Raw genomic sequence first — 17,356 nt, 5'->3', positions numbered from 1 at the left:
TTCCGCCGAATATTTCGATAGCGCCCAGGTTTCCGGCCCGGCTATACGTCGCTGACGTGCGCCGATGCGCGATAACCGCAGCGAAAAAACCGGTGGCGGACCAGGCGGGTTTCCGGGCGTAGCCGACGTGGCCCGGGTGGTCGCTCCCGGGGCTCGGCCCGCCGGTGGGGGAGGGCTCCCGGAGCGCGCGGAAGGCCGGGCGGGACGTCGCCGACGTCGGCATCGTGCTCGGCGCGGTGGCCGAGACCGATGCCGACGGGCGAGGCGGGCAGGGTGGCGAGGCGGTCAGATGTCCGGCGGTGGAGACGGAGCGGGTGCCTTACCGCCCCGATGCCGAGCCGGCCGCCTCGGTGGCCGCGACGAGGCTGGCCGGGCGCATGTCCGTCCAGTTCTCCTCCACGTACGCCAGGCACTCCTGACGGGAGCTGGCCTCGACCACGGTTCGCCAGCCCTCGGGCACGTCGACGTCCGCCGGCCACAGCGAGTGCTGGTTCTCCTCGTTGACCAGCACCAGGTAGGTGGCGTCCTCGTTCTCGAAGGGGTTCGTCATGACAGTCCTTCCGGGTGACTGGTGGAATCGCGGTGGTAGAAAAACGCCTTGTCAGGCCAGCCCCAGCGGCGCGTCCGGCGAGGCACTGTAGGTCCGGGCGATCTCCGCGAAGTCCGCGGCCATCGAGGCGATGGTCTCCTCACGGAACAGGTTGCGCTTGAAGGAGAGGCACACCGAGGCGTCACCCGACGGTTCCCTGGTCAGGGTCCACAGTGCCCCGTCCGGCACGGCGGACTTCCGTGGCTGCAGGCCCGTCGCCCGCGGGATCCGGCCGAACTTCACCTCTCCCGGCACCTCGATGTACTGCCGCTGATCGGGCACCGCCTGGAACACCGCCGCCGCGTGGTCGTCGGAGGCGGCCGTCCGCATCAGCTCCGGGGCCTGTCCGAAGATCTCCAGCGTCGGCATCTCGTGCGAGAACGCTTCGAGGCAGGTGGTCCGGGTCCGCTTGAGCAGGTCCCCGAACGACGCGCAGCCGGCAAGGTCGGTGCGAAGCGGCAGGAAGTTGAAGAGCGGGCCCACGGTGTTCTCGAACAGTTGCCCGCCACGCCCCGGCGTGAACGTCGCGATGACGACGTCCGTGGCGCCGGTCCGCCGGTGCACGAGCAGCTTGTACATCGCGACCAGGACCATGAACCGCGTGGCGCGGTGGGCGCGGGCCAGCCGGTCGATGTTCGAGAACACGTCGTCCGGGATCCGGAACCAGTGCGCCGCGGTCGACTCGGGCAGGTTCGCGGATCGCGGGATGTCCGTGGGGAGCGCCGTGAACAGCCCGCCGTCCAGTTTGCGGCGCCAGTATTCGCGCTTCGCCTCCGTGCCCGCACCGGCCCCGCTCCGCTGCCAGTCGGCGAACTCGCGGAACTGCGGTGCCGCCGGCAGGTCCGGGACGGTCTGACCCGTCCGGGCGACGTACCGGTTGACCAGGTCGCGAATGACCACCTCCATGGACATGCCGTCCGAGACGATGTGGTGGATCATCACGACCAGGACCGTGTCCTGGTCGTCGAACCTGCCCAGCACCACCCGCAGGGCGGGCGTCTCGTCCACGCCGATCGTCTCGTCCTCGACCTCCTGCCGCAGCTCGTCGGCGCGCGCCGCGCGCGCCGCCTCCGGCGTCTCCGGGAGGTCGCGGATCTCCACGCGCACCGGACCGGGCGGTGAGATCTCCTGGTGCCGATTCCCCGTCGTACCGATGATCCGCGTCCGGAGCGCCTCGTGCCGCGTGACGACGTCCTGCAGCGCGTCGCGCAGCGCGGCGACGTCGATCGGCCCGCCCGTCACGCGCCACGCGTCCACCACGTGGTACCGGGGACCGAACGGGCCGTCGTCGTCACCGTGGTCGAACACGTCGACGAACTGGTGATTCAGCGACAGCGGGATCGTCTCCGGCGCGTCGACGCCTGTGGTCCTAGTGGGGCTCATCCCGGCTCCTATCAACTGGTTCCGCTTGTTCCAGGAGGTACTGGTCCAGCTCGGTGACGGTGGGCAGCTCGAACAGGTCGTCAAGAGTGAGCTCCACACCGAGTGCCTCGTTGACCGTCTGAACCAGCCGGATCCCGCTCAGCGACTGCCCGCCGAGTTCGAAGAAGCTGTCGTCGAGTCCCACCTCCGCGACGCCCAGGGCGCTGGCGAAGGCGGCGCACAGGATCTCCTGCTGCGGGGTGCCGGGGGACGTGTGGGTCGACGAGCCGGCGAGGACCGGTTCGGGCAGCGCCCGACGGTCCACCTTGCCGTTCGGCGTGAGCGGGAGCGAGTCGAGCACCACGAACGCGGCGGGGATCGAGTAGTCGGGCAGCACCTTCTCCGCGTGCCTGCGGAGCGCCGCGAGGTCCACCGCATCGGTCTCGCCGACGACGTACCCGACGAGGCGGTGGTCGCCGTCGTCGGTCGGCCGGGCCACGACGATCGCCTCGGAGATCTCCGGGTAGGCGGTGAGCGCCGCCTCGACCTCGGCGGTACCGACCCGGAATCCGCGGATCTTCACCTGGTCGTTCGCCCGGCCGACGAACTCGATCATGTCGTCGGTGGCCCAGCGGACCAGGTCGCCGGTCCGGTACATGCGCGTCCCGGCGCCGCTGAACCGGTTCGCCACGAAGCGCTCCGCGGTCAGGCCCGGTCGGCCGAGGTAGCCGCGCGCCAGGCGCTCACTCGTGACGTACAGCTCCCCGACCTGGCCGGGGCCGACCGGCCGGAGCCGCTCGTCGAGCACGTACAGCTCGCCGTTGTCCAGCGAACGGCCGACCGGCACCCGCGTCGCGGGAACGAACGGCGCGGTCACCGTGGTGGTGGTGGCGAACAACGTGACCTCGGTCGCCCCGTAGGTGGGTCGCACCGTGAGGCCGGGGCACGCCTTCAGCACCCGCTCGACGGCGCCCGGCGAGATGACGTCACCACCGGTCGAGACCTCACCGACGGTGGCGAGACAGTCCGGCGCCTGGTCGGCGACCACCCGGAACAGGCCGCTGGTGAGCTGGACGGAGGTGATCTCGTGGTCCCGGATCAGCCGCCGGAGCGTGCCGAGGTCCAGGCGACCGTGCGGTGCCAGGACCAGGTGGCCGCCGCGCAGCAGGGGAACCCACATCTCGTACGTCGACACCGCCGCCGCGTACGGCGCCACCATGAGCACCCGGTCCTGGGGACTGTTGTCCCAGCACGAGTCCAGGGCGACGCTCAGCACGCCCCGGTGGGTCACGCAGACGCCCCGCGGCAGCCCCGACGACCCGGAGGTGTGGATGACACAGGCGACGTCGTCGGGCCGTACGTCGATGTCCGGGGCGGCGACCGGCTGGTCCTGCCGCGCGGGGGCCGGGTCGACGAGCACGGTCCGCCTGCCGACCGGCAGGCCCGCGCTGCGGGTCTCCTCGTCGGCCAGCAGCACCGGCCGGCCGGCGTTGTCCATGACCCGCTGCTTGGCCTCCAGCGGATGGGCGTGGTGCAACGGCAGGTAGACCGCGCCGGCCTTGAGTACGCCCAGGGTCGCCACGATCAGCTCGGGCGAGCGCGTGATCAGCACCCCGACCGGCTCGCCGGGCCGCACGCCGAGGCTGATCAGCCGATGCGCCAACTGGTTGGCGCGCTCGTCGAGCTGGCGATAGGTCAGCCGTACGCTCCCTCCGGTCAGCGCCGGCGCGTCGGGTGTCCGGGCCACCTGCCTGGCGAACTGCTCCTGGATGGACCTGGAACCCATGCCGCCTCATCTCCGTCCACTCGTTCGCAGACCCGACCTGACAAGAGGGAACGTACCGCCGGCGCTGATCGATTTCGCCTTCAGGACTGCGCTACGGGCCGTCGATGTGCATCGATGTCGATCAGCAATCGTAAAGATGTGGCAGACCGACGGAGTTGGGACACTCGACGAGGCCGTCGAAGTGGCATCAGCCCTATCTCGGCGATAAGGATCGTCTGCGGACTGGACTCCGACACGCTGCGTCTGACCGGGAGAACCGTCAGCAGCCGAAAGGATCGTGCACCGTGACACGAAATAGCAGCACCGCCGAACACGACCTTCCTGCCCCGGTCGAGCCGGACCTCACCCCGGCACAGATGGTGGCGCGGGCCGAGGCGATGATTCCCGAGCTCGTCGACCGCCAGGCAGAGGTCGAGGAACGCAGCTTCTACGCCGAGGACATCCACGAGAAATTCGCCCGGAACGGCTTCTACCGAATTCTCCAGCCCCGGCGTTACGGCGGCTACGAATTCGGCCTCGACACTTTCGTGCGCGTCTCCACGACCCTGCTGCGCGGCTGTCCGTCGACCGGCTGGATGTTCACCCTCGGGGCCATGCACACGCAGGTTGTCGCCACCATGTTCGGTGAGCGGGCGCAGTCGGAGGCGTTCGGCGTCGGCGACTTCATCTGCCCCGGCACCGCCGTTCCCAGCGGGTCCGCCGAACGCTCCGCGGACGGCGGCTGGACGATCAGCGGCAAGTGGTCCTACTGCTCCGGGTCGCCCTACGCGACGCATTTCCTCGGACACGCCCTGATCGCCGGTGTGAACGGGGCGTCGCCGAAACCCCTGTTCTTCCTCGCGCCACGCAGTCAGTGGACGCGGTTGGACGACTGGGGCCGGCAGTTGGGCCTGCGCGGCAGTGGGTCACACAGCATCACCATGGAGAACGCCTACGTTCCGGAGCACCTCGCCCTGCCCGGCGTGCAGGTCATGGAGGCCGATGTCTCGGGTGGCACGCCGGGCCGGGACCTGCACGGGAACCCGGAGTACGGCGGCGGGCCGCTCTCCTTCACGAATCTGGGCAACGCGGCCCTGGCCGTGGGCATCGCCCGGGGAGCGCTCGACATCTACGAGATCCTGCTACGGGAGCGGACGACCCTGGTCCCGCCGATCGTGGCCCGGCACCACGATCCCGACTACCAGTTCTGGTACGGCGACGCCGTCGGCATGATCGGTACCGCCGAGGCCGCGTTGCTGAACGGAGTCCAGCAGTGGCACGACAACTGTGTCCGTGGCCCCGCGGCGGTCACCCGGCAGGAGGACCTGCGGATCTCGGCGATCTGCCGACACGTGATCCAGCTCTGTTGGGACGCGGTGGCGAACTACCTGATGCCGACCGCCGGCGCGAGTTCGGTCCGGCACGGCGAGCGGCTTGAGCGCGTCTGGCGCGACATGTCCATGTTGCACAGCCACGGGGGAATTTCCGTCCTGCTGCCGACGGTGGCCGTGCGGGAACTCACCCGGGTACGGATGCGCTGACCTCGCCGAGGGACGACAGGCCGGTCATCCGGGCGCGACTCGCGGGTCGGCGAGTGCCGCGCCGATCGGATGACCGGCATCGATCCACGTCACGTTCGTCGGCCCGCCGCCCCGGCCTCGCCCGCGCGCTGACATGAACGCATTTACGAAGACGTGGTCGCGACGGACGCGTGGGATCCTCGGCCGGAGCGAAAGGACAGCCGCCGATGACAGTGCAAGAAAGGGTGGACGGGGCAACGGATTCCCCGACACCTCCGGGCATCAGACTCCCCTCCCTGACGGCGATGCGGACCGTGGCCGCGACCCTGGTGTTCATCCACCACGCGATGTTCCAGCCGCTCTTCTCCGACCAGGGCGTGCAGAACGCCTACAACGAGTTCTCCCGCAACCTGGGCCCGCTGAGCGTCATGTTCTTCTTCGTGCTGAGCGGCTTCATCCTCACCTGGTCGGGCAAGCCGCGCGACGGCCTGAAGAACTACTACCGACGCAGGTTTTTCAAGATCTTCCCGAACCACCTCGTGGTCTACGCCATTCTGCTGGTCCTGATGTTCGTGGCCGGGCGCACCATCCTGTGGCCCGAGGCGCTGGCCAACCTCCCGCTCATGCAGGCGTGGGTGCCGAGCTTCGACTACCAGCTCCTCGCGGTGAACCCGCCGACCTGGACGTTGTCGGTGGAGCTGCTGTTCTACCTGTGCTTCCCGCTCCTGCTGATCCTGATCAACCGGATCCGGCCCAGCCGGCTGTGGCTGTACGCCGGGCTGGCCGCCCTGGCCGCCCTGCTCATGCCGGTGCTCTCGCGGCTGCTCCTGCCCGACAGCCCGGCGACCCCCATCTCCGCCTCGCTCTCCTGGCCCCAGCTGTGGTTCATCTACTACTTCCCGGTCACCCGGATGTTCGAGTTCGTGGTCGGGATGGTCATGGCCAGGATCCTGATCACGGGCCGCTGGCCGAACATCCGGCCGTCGATCATCGCGGCGGTGGTGGCGGCGGCGTACGTGGCGACCCTGCCGCTCAAGCTGTTCGAGGAGGGGTACCAGACGGCGTTCCTCATCCCGCTCGCCCTGGCGATCACCGGCACGGCCGCGGCGGACCTCGCCGGGCGCCGGACGCTGTTCAACACCCGCGTCATGGTCTTCCTGGGCGAGATCTCGTACGCCTTCTATCTGGTCCACATCACGGTGTTCTTCTCCCTTCAGGCCGCGTTCAACCACCAGTGGGGCTTGGGCGGGATGTTCACCTCGCGGCCGTTCGCCACGTTGCCCGCGTTCGCGTTCCTCATCGGCTCCTATCTGGCCTGTGTGCTCGTCGCCTGGCTCCTGTACTCCCTGGTGGAGCGTCCGGTGATGCGGCGGTGGGGCCGGCCGGGACGAACCCGACCAACGGAGGCTCCGGCCGCGGTCCACTGATCGCCTGTCTGTAGCCGCCGGTCGTGGAGCGGGCCGGCGGGGCGGTCGGGGTCGACGAGGGTGACGCTGAGGGCGTCCGCGTCGACCCCGACCGTACGATTGTCTGGCCACGCCGGTGGGTCACTGTGCTGATCGGGCCGGCGCTTCCTGCTCGCGAGGGCGGTAGCGCAGGTGCACGACGCCGTTGCGGAACCGGCGCTCGTCGACGAGGTCGAGGTCGGTACGCATCCCGGTCGGCAGTCCCGGCTTGCCCCCACCGACGGCGACGGGCAGGACGAACAGCTGGCACTCGTCGACCAGCCCGGCCTTGAAGGCCTGCGTCGCGAGATTGGCGCCTCCGATGGTGAGGTCGCTGTTGGCCGTGGCCTTCATCTCCTTGACCGCGCCGGGGTCGAAGCGACGTTCGACAGTGGTGTCGGCGGTTGACGCCGAGGAGAGGCTCCCGGAGTAGACGACCTTGCTCGCCGCCTGCCAGGCGTTGGCGAAATCGGCGGTGAGGTCGGACTGCGCGGCCAGCGCGTCATTGGTCTCCCAGACGGCCATCGCCTCGTACTGCCGCCGTCCGTAGAGGAACGTGCCCGCCGACCGCACGATGTCGGTGTAGCACACGAACACCTCGTCATCGACCGGAAACAGGTTGAAGTCGCCGCGTTCGTCCTCGATGTAGCCGTCGAGCGACACGTTCGTCACGTAGATCAGCTTTGCCATGCTCCACCTCTCGATGATCGGTTGCCACCACCCGGACCTCCGTCGGCGCGGCGTCCACCTGGTGCACGTCTGGCGCGAACCCTCGTGATGGGTGCGCCGACGCTCGGGGTCCACTCGGGACCTCCGGTCGCGCCCCTCCGCCGGCCCCATTGATGAGGCGCGGTGGACGTGCCGGAGTTGCCCTCCCATATTTACTACTTGGGCGGGATGAGTGTATGCAGAAGCTTAGGTTCTTTGTCGGATTTCGGGCGGTGTGTCAACCCCGACCTGACTCGCGCAGTGGTGAGTGGCGCGGCCGACTCGCCGCCGCGCCGGGCGGTCGCGATGGGGTCGAGTCGGGCTCGCGCCAAAGGGGAGATACGTCGGATGGGTGGGAATCCCGCCACTCTTCTTTGTCTTCTTCCAGGTCAGCGGCTTGCTCGGGGAGGCCGCCGCGCAATAGACGAGAGGCAAACCGGAGAGCGTTTCGTCTGTTGGGGAGAGCAATCTGGAAGTTGTGCTGGAGGTTCCGTGCCTAAAAGGTAGTAAGGTCTGGTTCCAATAGGTAGCATCCGCTGGCGGACGGCGAGAGATGGTGGTACTGCATGCCGAGGTTTAACCCGATCAAGGAGCTTCGCTCCCTTGTTCCCGAGGATGGGCCGAAGCGGGTTTACGCGCTGGGCACCTTTATCAACATGTTCGGGTTCGGGCTGCTGGTCGTCAGTATGAGCCTGTATTTCACCCGAATCGTGGGGCTGCCCGCCTCGCAGGTGGGTCTCGCTCTCACCATCGGCGTCGCCATCAGCCTGGTCAGCGGTGTCCCGGTCGGTAACCTGGCCGACCGGTGGAGTCCGGTGAAGACCGTCAAGGTCATGCTGGTGATCCAGGCCCTGACGGCCACCACATTCATCTTCATCGACAATTTCACCCAACTTGTCATCGCCGCCACCCTCGACATGCTGGCGATGAAGGCGTCCGTGGCGGCGTCCGAATCGCTGCTGCGTCGGGTGGCCGGCGACGAGGCGGTCGGCTTCCGCGCCCAGGTGCACGCCATCCAGTTCGTCGCCATGGGCCTGGGCACCGCCGGGTGTGCCGTCGTGATCCAGATCGGTACGCCGACCGCGTACCACCTGATGATCGCCCTCGACGCGCTCAGCTTCCTGGGCGCCTTGCTGGTCTTCATGAAGCTGCCGGACTACGAGCCGTTGCCGAAGCCGGAAACCGCGTCCCGCTGGGGTGTGCTGTCCGACCGGCCCTTCGTCGCGTGGACGGCGATCGCCGGCGCCATGAACCTCCAGCTCTTCATGATCAACATGCTGCTGCCGTTGTGGGTGGTCGATGCCACCAACGCACCGACCTGGACGGTTGCGGTCTTCTACATCATCAACAACACGTTGATCGTCTTGTTCATGGTCCGCGTCGGCAACAAGGTGAAGACGGTCCGGCAGGGTGGCGTCGCGATCCGGCGCGCCGGAGCGCTCCTCCTGTTCAGCTGCGCCGGGATGGGCTTCGCGAGCGGGCTTCCCGGCTGGGCCGCGGTGCTCCTGCTGATCGCGGCCGTCCTCGTGCACACCTACGGCGAGCTGTGGTACATGGCGGGCTCCTTCGCCCTCAACTTCGGCCTGCCGCCGGCGCACGCACAGGGGCAGTACATGGGCTTCCTCGGGATCGGCTCCGGCATCGGCGAGGCGTTCGCCCCGTTGCTGTTCCTCAGCTTCATCCTGACCCTCGGCCGGCCGGGTCTGGTCGGCATCGGCGTGTTCTTCGCCCTGGTGGGCCTGTTGGCGCCCGCCGTGGCACGGTGGGGCGAGCGGACCCGACCCGAGTCGGAGGAGAAGCCGTCGGAGGAGAAGGCCGCGCCGGCTGCTCCGGAGGTCGCGCCGGCCGTAGCCGACTGAGGTGATCTGATCCGGCCAGAAGTGGACGCTCCGGCGACCTGATCACGGTCCCTGGAGAGGAGATGACGGTGCGACCCGGGAGTCCCGTGCGGGACTCCCGGGTCGTCCGCGAGACAGACCAGCCGATCGCCGAGGTGGCGGCTGACCCGAACCAACCGCGCAGGCCCTGACACCGTCAGGGTGAGGGCCCGGCTTCGCTGACCGGCGCGGGTCGCCGCGGCGCCGGTGCAGCGTGGTGGACACCCCCGAGCACACCGGGCCGGTAAGCCGGGCGGCCACGCGTTGTCCTGTGCGCGATGACGGCAGCCGAGTGTGCGGGGCTGCGCCCCGGGGCATCACAATGGTGGACGAGGTTTGCGGGGGCGATCCCTCGGCCGGGCGTTCCCGACTCGAATCAGCGCAGCATACCCGGCGACGGGTGGCGCGGATTACTTCTCCGCTGCCGACACGGATTTTACCGGTGGCCGGCGCTTCGGGGGAGCACTCTGCAACACAGAAGATGCGCTTACCCGAAAGTTCGCGAAGAATCGGCGGTGTGGCCGTCATTTCCGACGTCTGACCGTGCGGCCGGCTCCTCGGTGCGAGAGAGAGCTGGGTCCTGCCGTCTCGCCTGCCGATCCGAGGAGCGTCCGTTCGAGCGTAAAACGCCGCCCAGCATGCAGTTTCCTCACGCCCTGATGCTCAGTCGTCGATCGCCTGTTCGGAGGAACGAAATGGCGGATCAAGAGAAGATGCATGAACCGCGGAAAACGCGGCCGATGACCGGCGCCGAGTACATCGAATCGCTGCGTGACGACCGCTGTCTGTATCTTTACGGTGATCGCGTGAAGGACATGACCAGTCATCCTGCGTTCTACAACCCGGTACGGATGACCGCGCGGCTCTACGACGCGTTGCACGACCCGCGCACGCATGACGTGCTCACCTCGCCCACCGACACGGGCAGCGACGGCTTCACCCACAAGTTCTTCACCACACCCCGCTCGGCGGAGGACCTGGTCGAGCACCAGAAGGCCATCGCCGCCTGGGCCCGGATGAGCTACGGCTGGATGGGGCGCAGCCCCGACTACAAGGCGGCCTTCCTCGGCACGCTCGGTGCGAACGCGGACTTCTACAAGCCGTTCGAGGAGAACGCGCGGCGGTGGTACGCGGAGTCCCAGGAGAAGGTCCTCTACTGGAACCACGCGATCGCGCATCCGCCGGTCGACCGGAACCGCTCCCCGGACGAGGTCGGTGACGTCTTCGTGCACGTGGAGAAGGAGACCGACGCCGGGCTCGTGGTGAGCGGTGCCAAGGTGGTCGCCACCGGCTCGGCGCTGACGCACTACAACTTCATCGCGCACTACGGCCTGCCGATCAAGGACAAGAAGTTCGCGCTCGTGGCGACCGTTCCGATGGGGGCGCCCGGGCTGAAGCTGATCTGTCGCCCGTCCTACACGGCCAGCGCGGCACTGATGGGCAGCCCGTTCGACTATCCGCTCTCCTCCCGGCTGGACGAGAACGACACCATTCTCGTGCTGGACAAGGTGTTCATCCCGTGGGAGAACGTGTTCATCTACGGCCATCTGGGAAAGGTCCAACTGTTCCCCAGCCGGTCGGGCTTCTCCGAGCGGTTCACGTTCCAGGGCTGCACCCGCCTGGCGGTGAAACTCGAGTTCATCGCCGGCCTGCTCGCGCGGGCGGTGGAACTCACCGGCGCCAAGGACTTCCGTGGCGTGCAGACCCGGATCGGTGAGGTGCTGGCCTGGCGCAACCTGTTCTGGGCGTTCTCGGACGCGGCGGCCCGCAACCCGGTGCCCTGGCACAACGGCGCGGTCCTGCCCAACCCGCGGTACGGGATGGCCTACCGGTGGTTCATGCAGATCGGCTACCCGAGGATCAAGGAGATCGTCCAGCAGGACGTCGCCAGCGGGTTGATCTACATCAACTCCAGCGCCGAGGACTTCAAGAACCCGGAGATCCGGCCGTACCTGGACCGGTATCTCCGCGGCTCCGACGGCAGCGACGCGGTCGAGCGCATGAAGGTCATGAAGCTGTTGTGGGACGCCGTCGGCACCGAGTTCGGCGGGCGGCACGAACTCTACGAGCGCAACTACGCGGGCAACCACGAGAACACCCGGGTCGAGCTGCTCTCGGCGCAGCTCGCGAGCGGTGAGATCGACGACTACAAGGCCTTCGCGCAGGAGTGCCTCTCCGAGTACGACCTGGACGGTTGGACGGTGCCCGACCTGTCGTCGTTCGACGATCTCCACGAGGTGCGGGACCGGACACTCAACGGGTGAGGGCGGCCGTGGCACCCCCGGCACGCTGGAGACGCATCCGGGTATGTCGATAGAAAGGGTCTGAACATGCGATTTGGTGTGCACTTGCCGCAGGGCTACAGTCTCGACCTCGTCAACATACCGGTGGCCGAGCAGTGGTCCACGATTCGTGACATCGCCCAGGCCGCCGACGCCGGGCCGTACGATTCGATCTGGGTCAGCGACCACTTTCTCACCATTACGGCGCCGAGCAACGAGTCGGCGTTCGAGGCGTGGTCGATGATGGCCGCGTTCGCGGTCTGCACGTCCCGGGTGCGGCTCGGGCAGTTGTGCACGTGCATCGGCTTCCGGAATCCGGCGTACCTGGCCAAGATGGCGGCCTGCGTCGACGTGATGAGCGGCGGCCGGTTGGACGTCGGCCTCGGCGCGGGCTGGTTCGAGGACGAATGGCGTGGCTACGGCTACGGTTTCCCCAGCGTCGCCGATCGGCTCGGCATGCTCGACGAGGGCGCGCAGATCATGCGGCAGTTGTGGACGACCGGCACGGCCACGCTGGCGGGACGCCACTACCAGCTCGATGGTGCGGTCAGCAATCCGCTTCCGCTGCAGGCCGGTGGGATCCCGTTGTGGATCGGCGGCTCCGGCGAGAAGAAGACGCTGCGGACCGCGGCGAAGTACGCGCAGTACACGAACTTCGGGCCGTTGAGCCTGGACGAGTTCGCGCACAAGTCCCGGGTCCTGGCCCAGCACTGCAAGGACGTGGGCACCGACTTCGACGCGATCACCCGCTCGGCCTACTACCTCGTGACCATCGGCGAGACCGAGAAGGACGTCGCCGACAGCATGGCGCGGAGGAGGGCCCACTACGAGCCGCTGATGCCGCCCGAGGCGCTCGAATCCTGGCTCGGCGAGTTCCGCCGTGGCCTGGTCGGGACGCCCGAGCAGATCGTCGAGCGGTTGCGCAAGGCTGCCGACGCCGGGGTCGGCTACGTGATCGCCTACTTCGCGGACGCCGCCTACGACCGGACGAGCATGGACCTGTTCGCCGGCAAGGTGATACCGGAGTTGATCGGTTAGGCGTCCCCACGGCAGGTGACCGGCCGCCGGCGGAGCCCTTCGGGCCCGCCGGCGGCACCGCCAGGTTCGGGGGCGCGGGCCCGGGCGGGGACGGCCCGGCCGGTCACACCCTGGGGGCGTGCACCAGGGCGAGCCGCTCACCATCCCCGTGCATGCCACGAGGTCTCCGGTGGCGGGGTTCATCATCGTCGATGAACCCCGCGACCGGAGACCTCGTCGTCGAGCGGCCACCGGCACGTGGCGCCCGACCTCGGGACGTCGGTCAGCCCGCGGTCTCCACTTCGAGCTGCTTCGGCCCGTTGTCGATGATGTCGGCGAAGTGCTTGCCGAGTTCGTTGGCGAGGCTGCCCTCGTAGAGGTCGGTCCGCACCACCAGGTGCATCTCCAGGCCGTCGGGGACGGGCAGGACCTCGAGCACGAAGTCGTGCACGGACGCCGTCCAGTCGTCGTTCCGGGAGTCCATCACGCCGGGGACCTCGCCGAGGCTGAGCGTCGGCACGGAGTTGTAGACCACGGCCGGCTTGCCGATGAACATGGCCTCCAGTCCGCCGAACGCGCCCAGGATGCTGGCCATCTGCTTCATGTCCAGCAGGACGTCGCGCGCGGCCATGCCCTGGAGGTACGAGTCACGGATGCGGGCGAGGAGGTGCGGGCCCGACCGGTACGGCCCGTTCGGCCGCAGCAGGATGTTGCCGACCCGGGTGGTGATCGTCGCGTCGATCATCGCGCCGGCCTTGTTCCCGATCGACACCATCAGGCCGAGGTCGTGCGGGGCGCCCGCCCGGATGAGGGACTGGACGTACACCGCCACCATCCCCACCGACGGCGGCATGCCGTTGGCGCTGGCGTAGTCGTCCCAGGCCCGCAGCCGCGTCTTCGACACGGTGAAGGAGAAGTCGGCCGCGGGTCCGCTCGGCTCCGTCGGCCCGTCCTTGCGCCCGGGAAGGCGACAGGGCGGGAGGTCGCGGAGTTCGTTGAGCCAGTACCGGCGCTGGGCCTCGGCGTCCTGCGTCCTGAGCTGGTGACGGTAGTCCGCGGCCATCTCGGCGAGCGTCGCGGTTCGGCCGGACCACTGCGGCGCCCTCCCGGCCGCGCGGGCGGAGTAGGCCGCCGACAGCTCCGCCGTCATGATCTCCAGCGAACGGCCGTCGAACGCGGCGTGGTGTGCGGCCACCCCGAACAGGGTGCGACTGCTCTGCCGGCTGTGCACGATCACGCACCGCCAGACCTCACCCTGGTCGATGTGCAGCGGGTGTTCCAGCGCCTCCCAGAGCGCGTCGCCGGCCGCGCCGTCGTCGTCCTGCTCCGGCAGCCGCTGGAACCGCGCCTGGCCCGGATCGGCCGGCACCTCGGCCAGGCCGAGATCCGGCTCGTAGAGGTACTTGGCGTGCAGGGCCTGGTGACGGCGGTGCACGTCGGTGGCGGCGGCGGCGAGCGCCACGTCGTCGACCTGGCCGTCGAACCACCAGGCGAACCGCGGCACGATGTCCATCGGGACGGTGTGCGCCTGCATGGGGGTGATCGCCACGAGTTCGGCGTTGCGCTCGGCCGGTGGCGCGACCGAGGTGCGGGGCGCGTCGTTTCCGCTGTCGTGGGCGTCGATCCACGTCGCGAGCTGCGCGACGGTCGGGGTCCGGAAGAGCTGGGTGAACCGGACCCGGATCCCGGTCGCCTGTTCCAACCGGGCGCACGCGACGGTCACCGCTACGGAGTCAAGGCCCAGATCGAAGAAGGACGCCATGCGCGGCAGGCTGGAAATGCCGAGCATCTCGCCGAATATCCGCGCGATGGTGCTCTCTGTCTCGCCGCGCGGGTGCTCGTCCGTTGAGAGTGCCCCGTTGGGGTCGCTTCGCAGGTCTTCTCGCTGCGTCATGCCCGCTCCTTAGAGGGTGGATTAGCGTTCAACGAACTGGTGGTCAAGCCGGCGCCGGGTGGTGGGTGTCGGGGCGCGACGGCTGGTCGGGCGTCACCCGGTCATTGATGCTCGGTGTCACAGCCGCCCGACTCCTTCGCATTCGGCCTTAATTGGGCGTCGGGGCACACGTCAGAAGCCACTTGTGCATGTCACTGTCGCAGGCCGGCCCTTCGCGATACACCTCCAAAAGAGCTACCTGAATCGCTGGATAGAGCAATTTTGAAGTAGACCCCTGTGTGACCTCGCTGTTCTCATGTACCCCGTCACTGTGACGATTGGGGGAACTAACGATGGCGGATTTAAGTCGCCGTGGGCTGCTAGCAGGTGCGGTTGCCGGGGGGATCACCGTTGGTCTGAACGGGACCAGCGCGAGTGCGGCGCCGTCGGCTATCCACGCAGGATCGTCAACGAGTGCGCAGTGCGCGTCGCCCGACGCGGTGGTGGTCGGGACCAACGACCCGCGTTATCCGAGCCTCATCACGCCGTGGAACAGGCGTTTCGAGGGCAGCCCGCAGAATGTGCACCTGGTCTACAACGCGAAGCAGGTCGCCGAGGTCGTCGGCGCTGCGGTCGCCGCGAACAAGCGATTTGCGGTTCGCAGCGGCGGCCATTCCTTCGAGAATCTCACCTCTTCTCCTGACATTCAGGAACTGATCGACCTCTCGCAGATGTCGGATGTCTACTACGACCCCAAGCGGCGGGCGTTCGCCATCGAGAGCGGCGCGACGCTGGGCAAGGTGTACGACACCCTCGTCAAGGGGTGGGCCGTCACCATTCCGGGCGGAATCTGCCCCGGCGTGGGCGTCGGTGGCCACATCGCCGGTGGCGGCTACGGCTTCCTGTCGCGCCGGTACGGTCTCGCGGCCGACTACCTGTACGCCGTGGAGGTCGTGACCGTCGACAAGTCGGGCAAGCCCCGGATCGTCGTCGCGACGCGTGACGAGGGTGACCCCAACCGGGACCTCTGGTGGGCGCACACCGGTGGCGGGGGCGGGAACTTCGGCGTCGTGACGCGCTACTGGATGCGACGTCCGGGCACGGATTCCACCGACCCCGCCGACCTGCTGCCCCGGGCGCCCGCGACCATGATCCGGCGAGCGGTCGTGATGTCCTGGGACCAGTTGGACCGCACCTCGTTCCTGAAGTTCTTCCGGAACTACACCAACTGGTACGAGCAGAACAGCGCGCCCGACTCGCCGAACGCGAATCTGTGGGGTGGGTTCTTCACCTTCCACAAGTCGGCCGGGCCGGTCGGTTTCATCGTGGGTGTCGACAGTGGGGTGCCGAATGCCCAGGCCCTCGTCGACGCACACGTCGAGGCGGTCATGTCCGGGGTGGGCGTGCAGCCCGCGTCGGACACCACCGAGTTCGCGCCGTACCTGGACGACCGGAACTGGCAGAGCGAGCCGGATTCGCGTTCCAAGGACAAGGCTGCCAACCTGCGCAAGGGATTCTCGGACAGCCAGCTCGCGACCATCTACCGTCGGCTGACCGACCCGGAGCCCACGAACGCGGGCGCCGCGCTCACCATGTCCGGATACGGCGGCAGAATCAACGCGGTGGCCTCGGACGCGACCGCGACGGCGGACCGCGACTGCGTCCTGCGGGTGTACTTCACCGGTGGCCGGTGGACCTCGCCCGCCGACGACGCGAAGAACATCAAGTGGATCCGCGAGTTCTACCGGGACGTCTTCTCGGAGACGGGCGGCGTGCCGGTGCCGAACGCGATCAATGGCGGCAGCTACATCAACTACATCGACGCCGATCTCGCCGACCCGGCCTGGAACACGTCCGGGACGTCGTGGGCGGAGCTCTACTACAAGTCCAACTACCCGCGTCTGCAGCAGATCAAGAAGCGGTACGACCCGCGGAACGTGTTCCACCACGCTCTGTCGATTGTGCCGAGGTGACCGTTCGCTACCGGAAAGAGGAACGGGTCGCCTACATCACGCTGGACCGGCCACATGTGTTGAACGCCATGGACCTGCGTACGCATGAGGAACTCGCCGAGATCTGGGACGATTTCGAAGCCGATGACGACATCTGGGTCGGCGTGCTCACCGGAGCGGGTGAGCGCGCCTTCTCGGTCGGTCAGGACCTCAAGGAACTGGTGGCCCTGACCGAGCAGGGCCGGGCCACGCCGTCCACCTTCGGCAGCCGGGGGAAGCCGGGCTGGCCCCGGCTGACCGAGCGGTTCGGCCTCGCCAAACCGCTGATCGCCCGGGTCGACGGGTACGCCCTCGGCGGTGGTTGCGAGCTGGCCCTGGCCTGTGACGTCATCATCGCCTCGGACCGGTCGGTCTTCGGGCTCACCGAGGCCAGGTTCGGTCTGATCCCCGGGGCGGGCGGCGTCTTCCGGCTGACCCGGCAGATGCCCTACCGGGTCGCGGTCGGGCACCTGATCACCGGTCGCCGGTTCGACGCCGCCCGCGCCTACGCGCTCGGACTGGTCAACGAGGTGGTGCCGGCCGCCGAACTCGACGCGAGCGTGGCGAGTTGGGTCGAGGACATCCTGCGCTGTGCCCCCCTGTCGGTGCGTGCGATCAAGGAGGCCGCGGCCACCGCCGCGAACCGGAGCCTCGCCGACGCCTTCGCCACCCGCTACGCCTGGGAGGAGCAGCGCATGCACAGTGCCGACGCGACCGAGGGACCGCTCGCCTTCACCGAGCGGCGGGACCCGGTCTGGCGGGGGCGCTGAGCGTTCAGGCTTGACGCCCGCCCGGTCACCACGGCCGGGGGCGCCCGGTCCGCGATCTCCGTCCCGTCCAGGATCCTGGACGGGACGGAGATCGTTCCGGTTCCCGCCGCGGCCGGCGCCCTCCCGGCTCCCGCCGCGCTCCCCGGCCGGCCGAGGT

At 68.5% G+C, this 17,356-nt stretch carries 12 protein-coding genes; 7 read left to right on the top strand and 5 right to left on the bottom strand.

Going from position 1 to position 17,356, the window contains the following annotated elements; translation table 11 throughout:
• Positions 1-319: 319 nt before the first annotated feature.
• Genes OG767_RS20760 through OG767_RS20750 form a run of 3 tightly spaced genes read right to left on the bottom strand, consistent with a single transcriptional unit; the run spans position 320 to position 3,737 of the window.
• A complete protein-coding gene (locus tag OG767_RS20760) occupies positions 320-550 on the bottom strand; it encodes an MbtH family protein (protein WP_405090087.1) in 231 nt (76 codons plus the stop codon).
• A gap of 51 nt (positions 551-601) precedes the next feature.
• Entirely contained in the window at positions 602-1,972 is a 1,371-nt protein-coding gene (locus tag OG767_RS20755; protein WP_405090086.1) for a condensation domain-containing protein, read from the bottom strand.
• Complete coding sequence (locus OG767_RS20750; RefSeq protein ID WP_405090085.1) at positions 1,959-3,737, bottom strand: non-ribosomal peptide synthetase; 1,779 nt, start codon at positions 3,735-3,737, stop codon at positions 1,959-1,961. Before OG767_RS20750 ends, OG767_RS20755 begins: the two co-directional genes overlap by 14 nt.
• A 356-nt stretch (positions 3,738-4,093) precedes the next feature.
• Here OG767_RS20750 and OG767_RS20745 point away from each other — a divergent pair, with 356 nt between their 5' ends.
• Complete coding sequence (locus OG767_RS20745) at positions 4,094-5,257, top strand: acyl-CoA dehydrogenase family protein (protein WP_405094263.1); 1,164 nt, start codon at positions 4,094-4,096, stop codon at positions 5,255-5,257.
• Positions 5,258-5,463: 206 nt separating this feature from the next.
• The gene (locus tag OG767_RS20740; RefSeq protein ID WP_405090084.1) at positions 5,464-6,663 is read left to right on the top strand and encodes an acyltransferase family protein; all 1,200 of its coding nucleotides are present in this window, start codon (positions 5,464-5,466) and stop codon (positions 6,661-6,663) included.
• Positions 6,664-6,783: 120 nt separating this feature from the next.
• Here OG767_RS20740 and OG767_RS20735 read toward each other — a convergent pair whose 3' ends face one another.
• Entirely contained in the window at positions 6,784-7,371 is a 588-nt protein-coding gene (locus OG767_RS20735) for a dihydrofolate reductase family protein (protein WP_405090083.1), read from the bottom strand.
• 584 nt (positions 7,372-7,955) lie between these two features.
• Between OG767_RS20735 and OG767_RS20730 the strand changes: the two genes are divergently transcribed.
• From OG767_RS20730 to OG767_RS20720, 3 genes are all read left to right on the top strand, one after another.
• On the top strand, positions 7,956-9,248 hold the full coding sequence (locus tag OG767_RS20730; protein ID WP_405090082.1) for an MFS transporter: 1,293 nt from the start codon (positions 7,956-7,958) through the stop codon (positions 9,246-9,248).
• Positions 9,249-9,979: 731 nt separating this feature from the next.
• A complete protein-coding gene (locus OG767_RS20725; RefSeq protein WP_405090081.1) occupies positions 9,980-11,530 on the top strand; it encodes a 4-hydroxyphenylacetate 3-hydroxylase family protein in 1,551 nt (516 codons plus the stop codon).
• A gap of 66 nt (positions 11,531-11,596) precedes the next feature.
• A complete protein-coding gene (locus tag OG767_RS20720) occupies positions 11,597-12,586 on the top strand; it encodes an LLM class F420-dependent oxidoreductase (RefSeq protein ID WP_405090080.1) in 990 nt (329 codons plus the stop codon).
• A 262-nt stretch (positions 12,587-12,848) separates the two neighbouring features.
• Here the strand turns inward: OG767_RS20720 and OG767_RS20715 are convergent, their stop codons facing one another.
• A complete protein-coding gene (locus OG767_RS20715) occupies positions 12,849-14,459 on the bottom strand; it encodes a condensation domain-containing protein (protein WP_405090079.1) in 1,611 nt (536 codons plus the stop codon).
• A 479-nt stretch (positions 14,460-14,938) separates the two neighbouring features.
• Here OG767_RS20715 and OG767_RS20710 point away from each other — a divergent pair, with 479 nt between their 5' ends.
• Together OG767_RS20710 and dpgD are read left to right on the top strand one after the other, a co-directional pair.
• Positions 14,939-16,411, top strand: a complete 1,473-nt coding sequence (locus tag OG767_RS20710) for an FAD-binding oxidoreductase (RefSeq protein ID WP_405090078.1) — start codon at positions 14,939-14,941, stop codon at positions 16,409-16,411.
• Positions 16,408-17,199, top strand: coding sequence for an enoyl-CoA-hydratase DpgD (gene dpgD, locus OG767_RS20705; RefSeq protein ID WP_405090077.1), 792 nt, complete (start codon positions 16,408-16,410; stop codon positions 17,197-17,199). Before OG767_RS20710 ends, dpgD begins: the two co-directional genes overlap by 4 nt.
• Positions 17,200-17,356: the final 157 nt, after the last annotated feature.

This window comes from Micromonospora sp. NBC_01392, assembly GCF_045040125.1.
In the GTDB taxonomy this organism is placed as follows: Bacteria; Actinomycetota; Actinomycetes; order Mycobacteriales; family Micromonosporaceae; genus Micromonospora.
The sequence above is the reverse complement of the archived record's forward strand: the minus strand, read 5'-3'. Positions and strand labels throughout refer to the sequence as shown.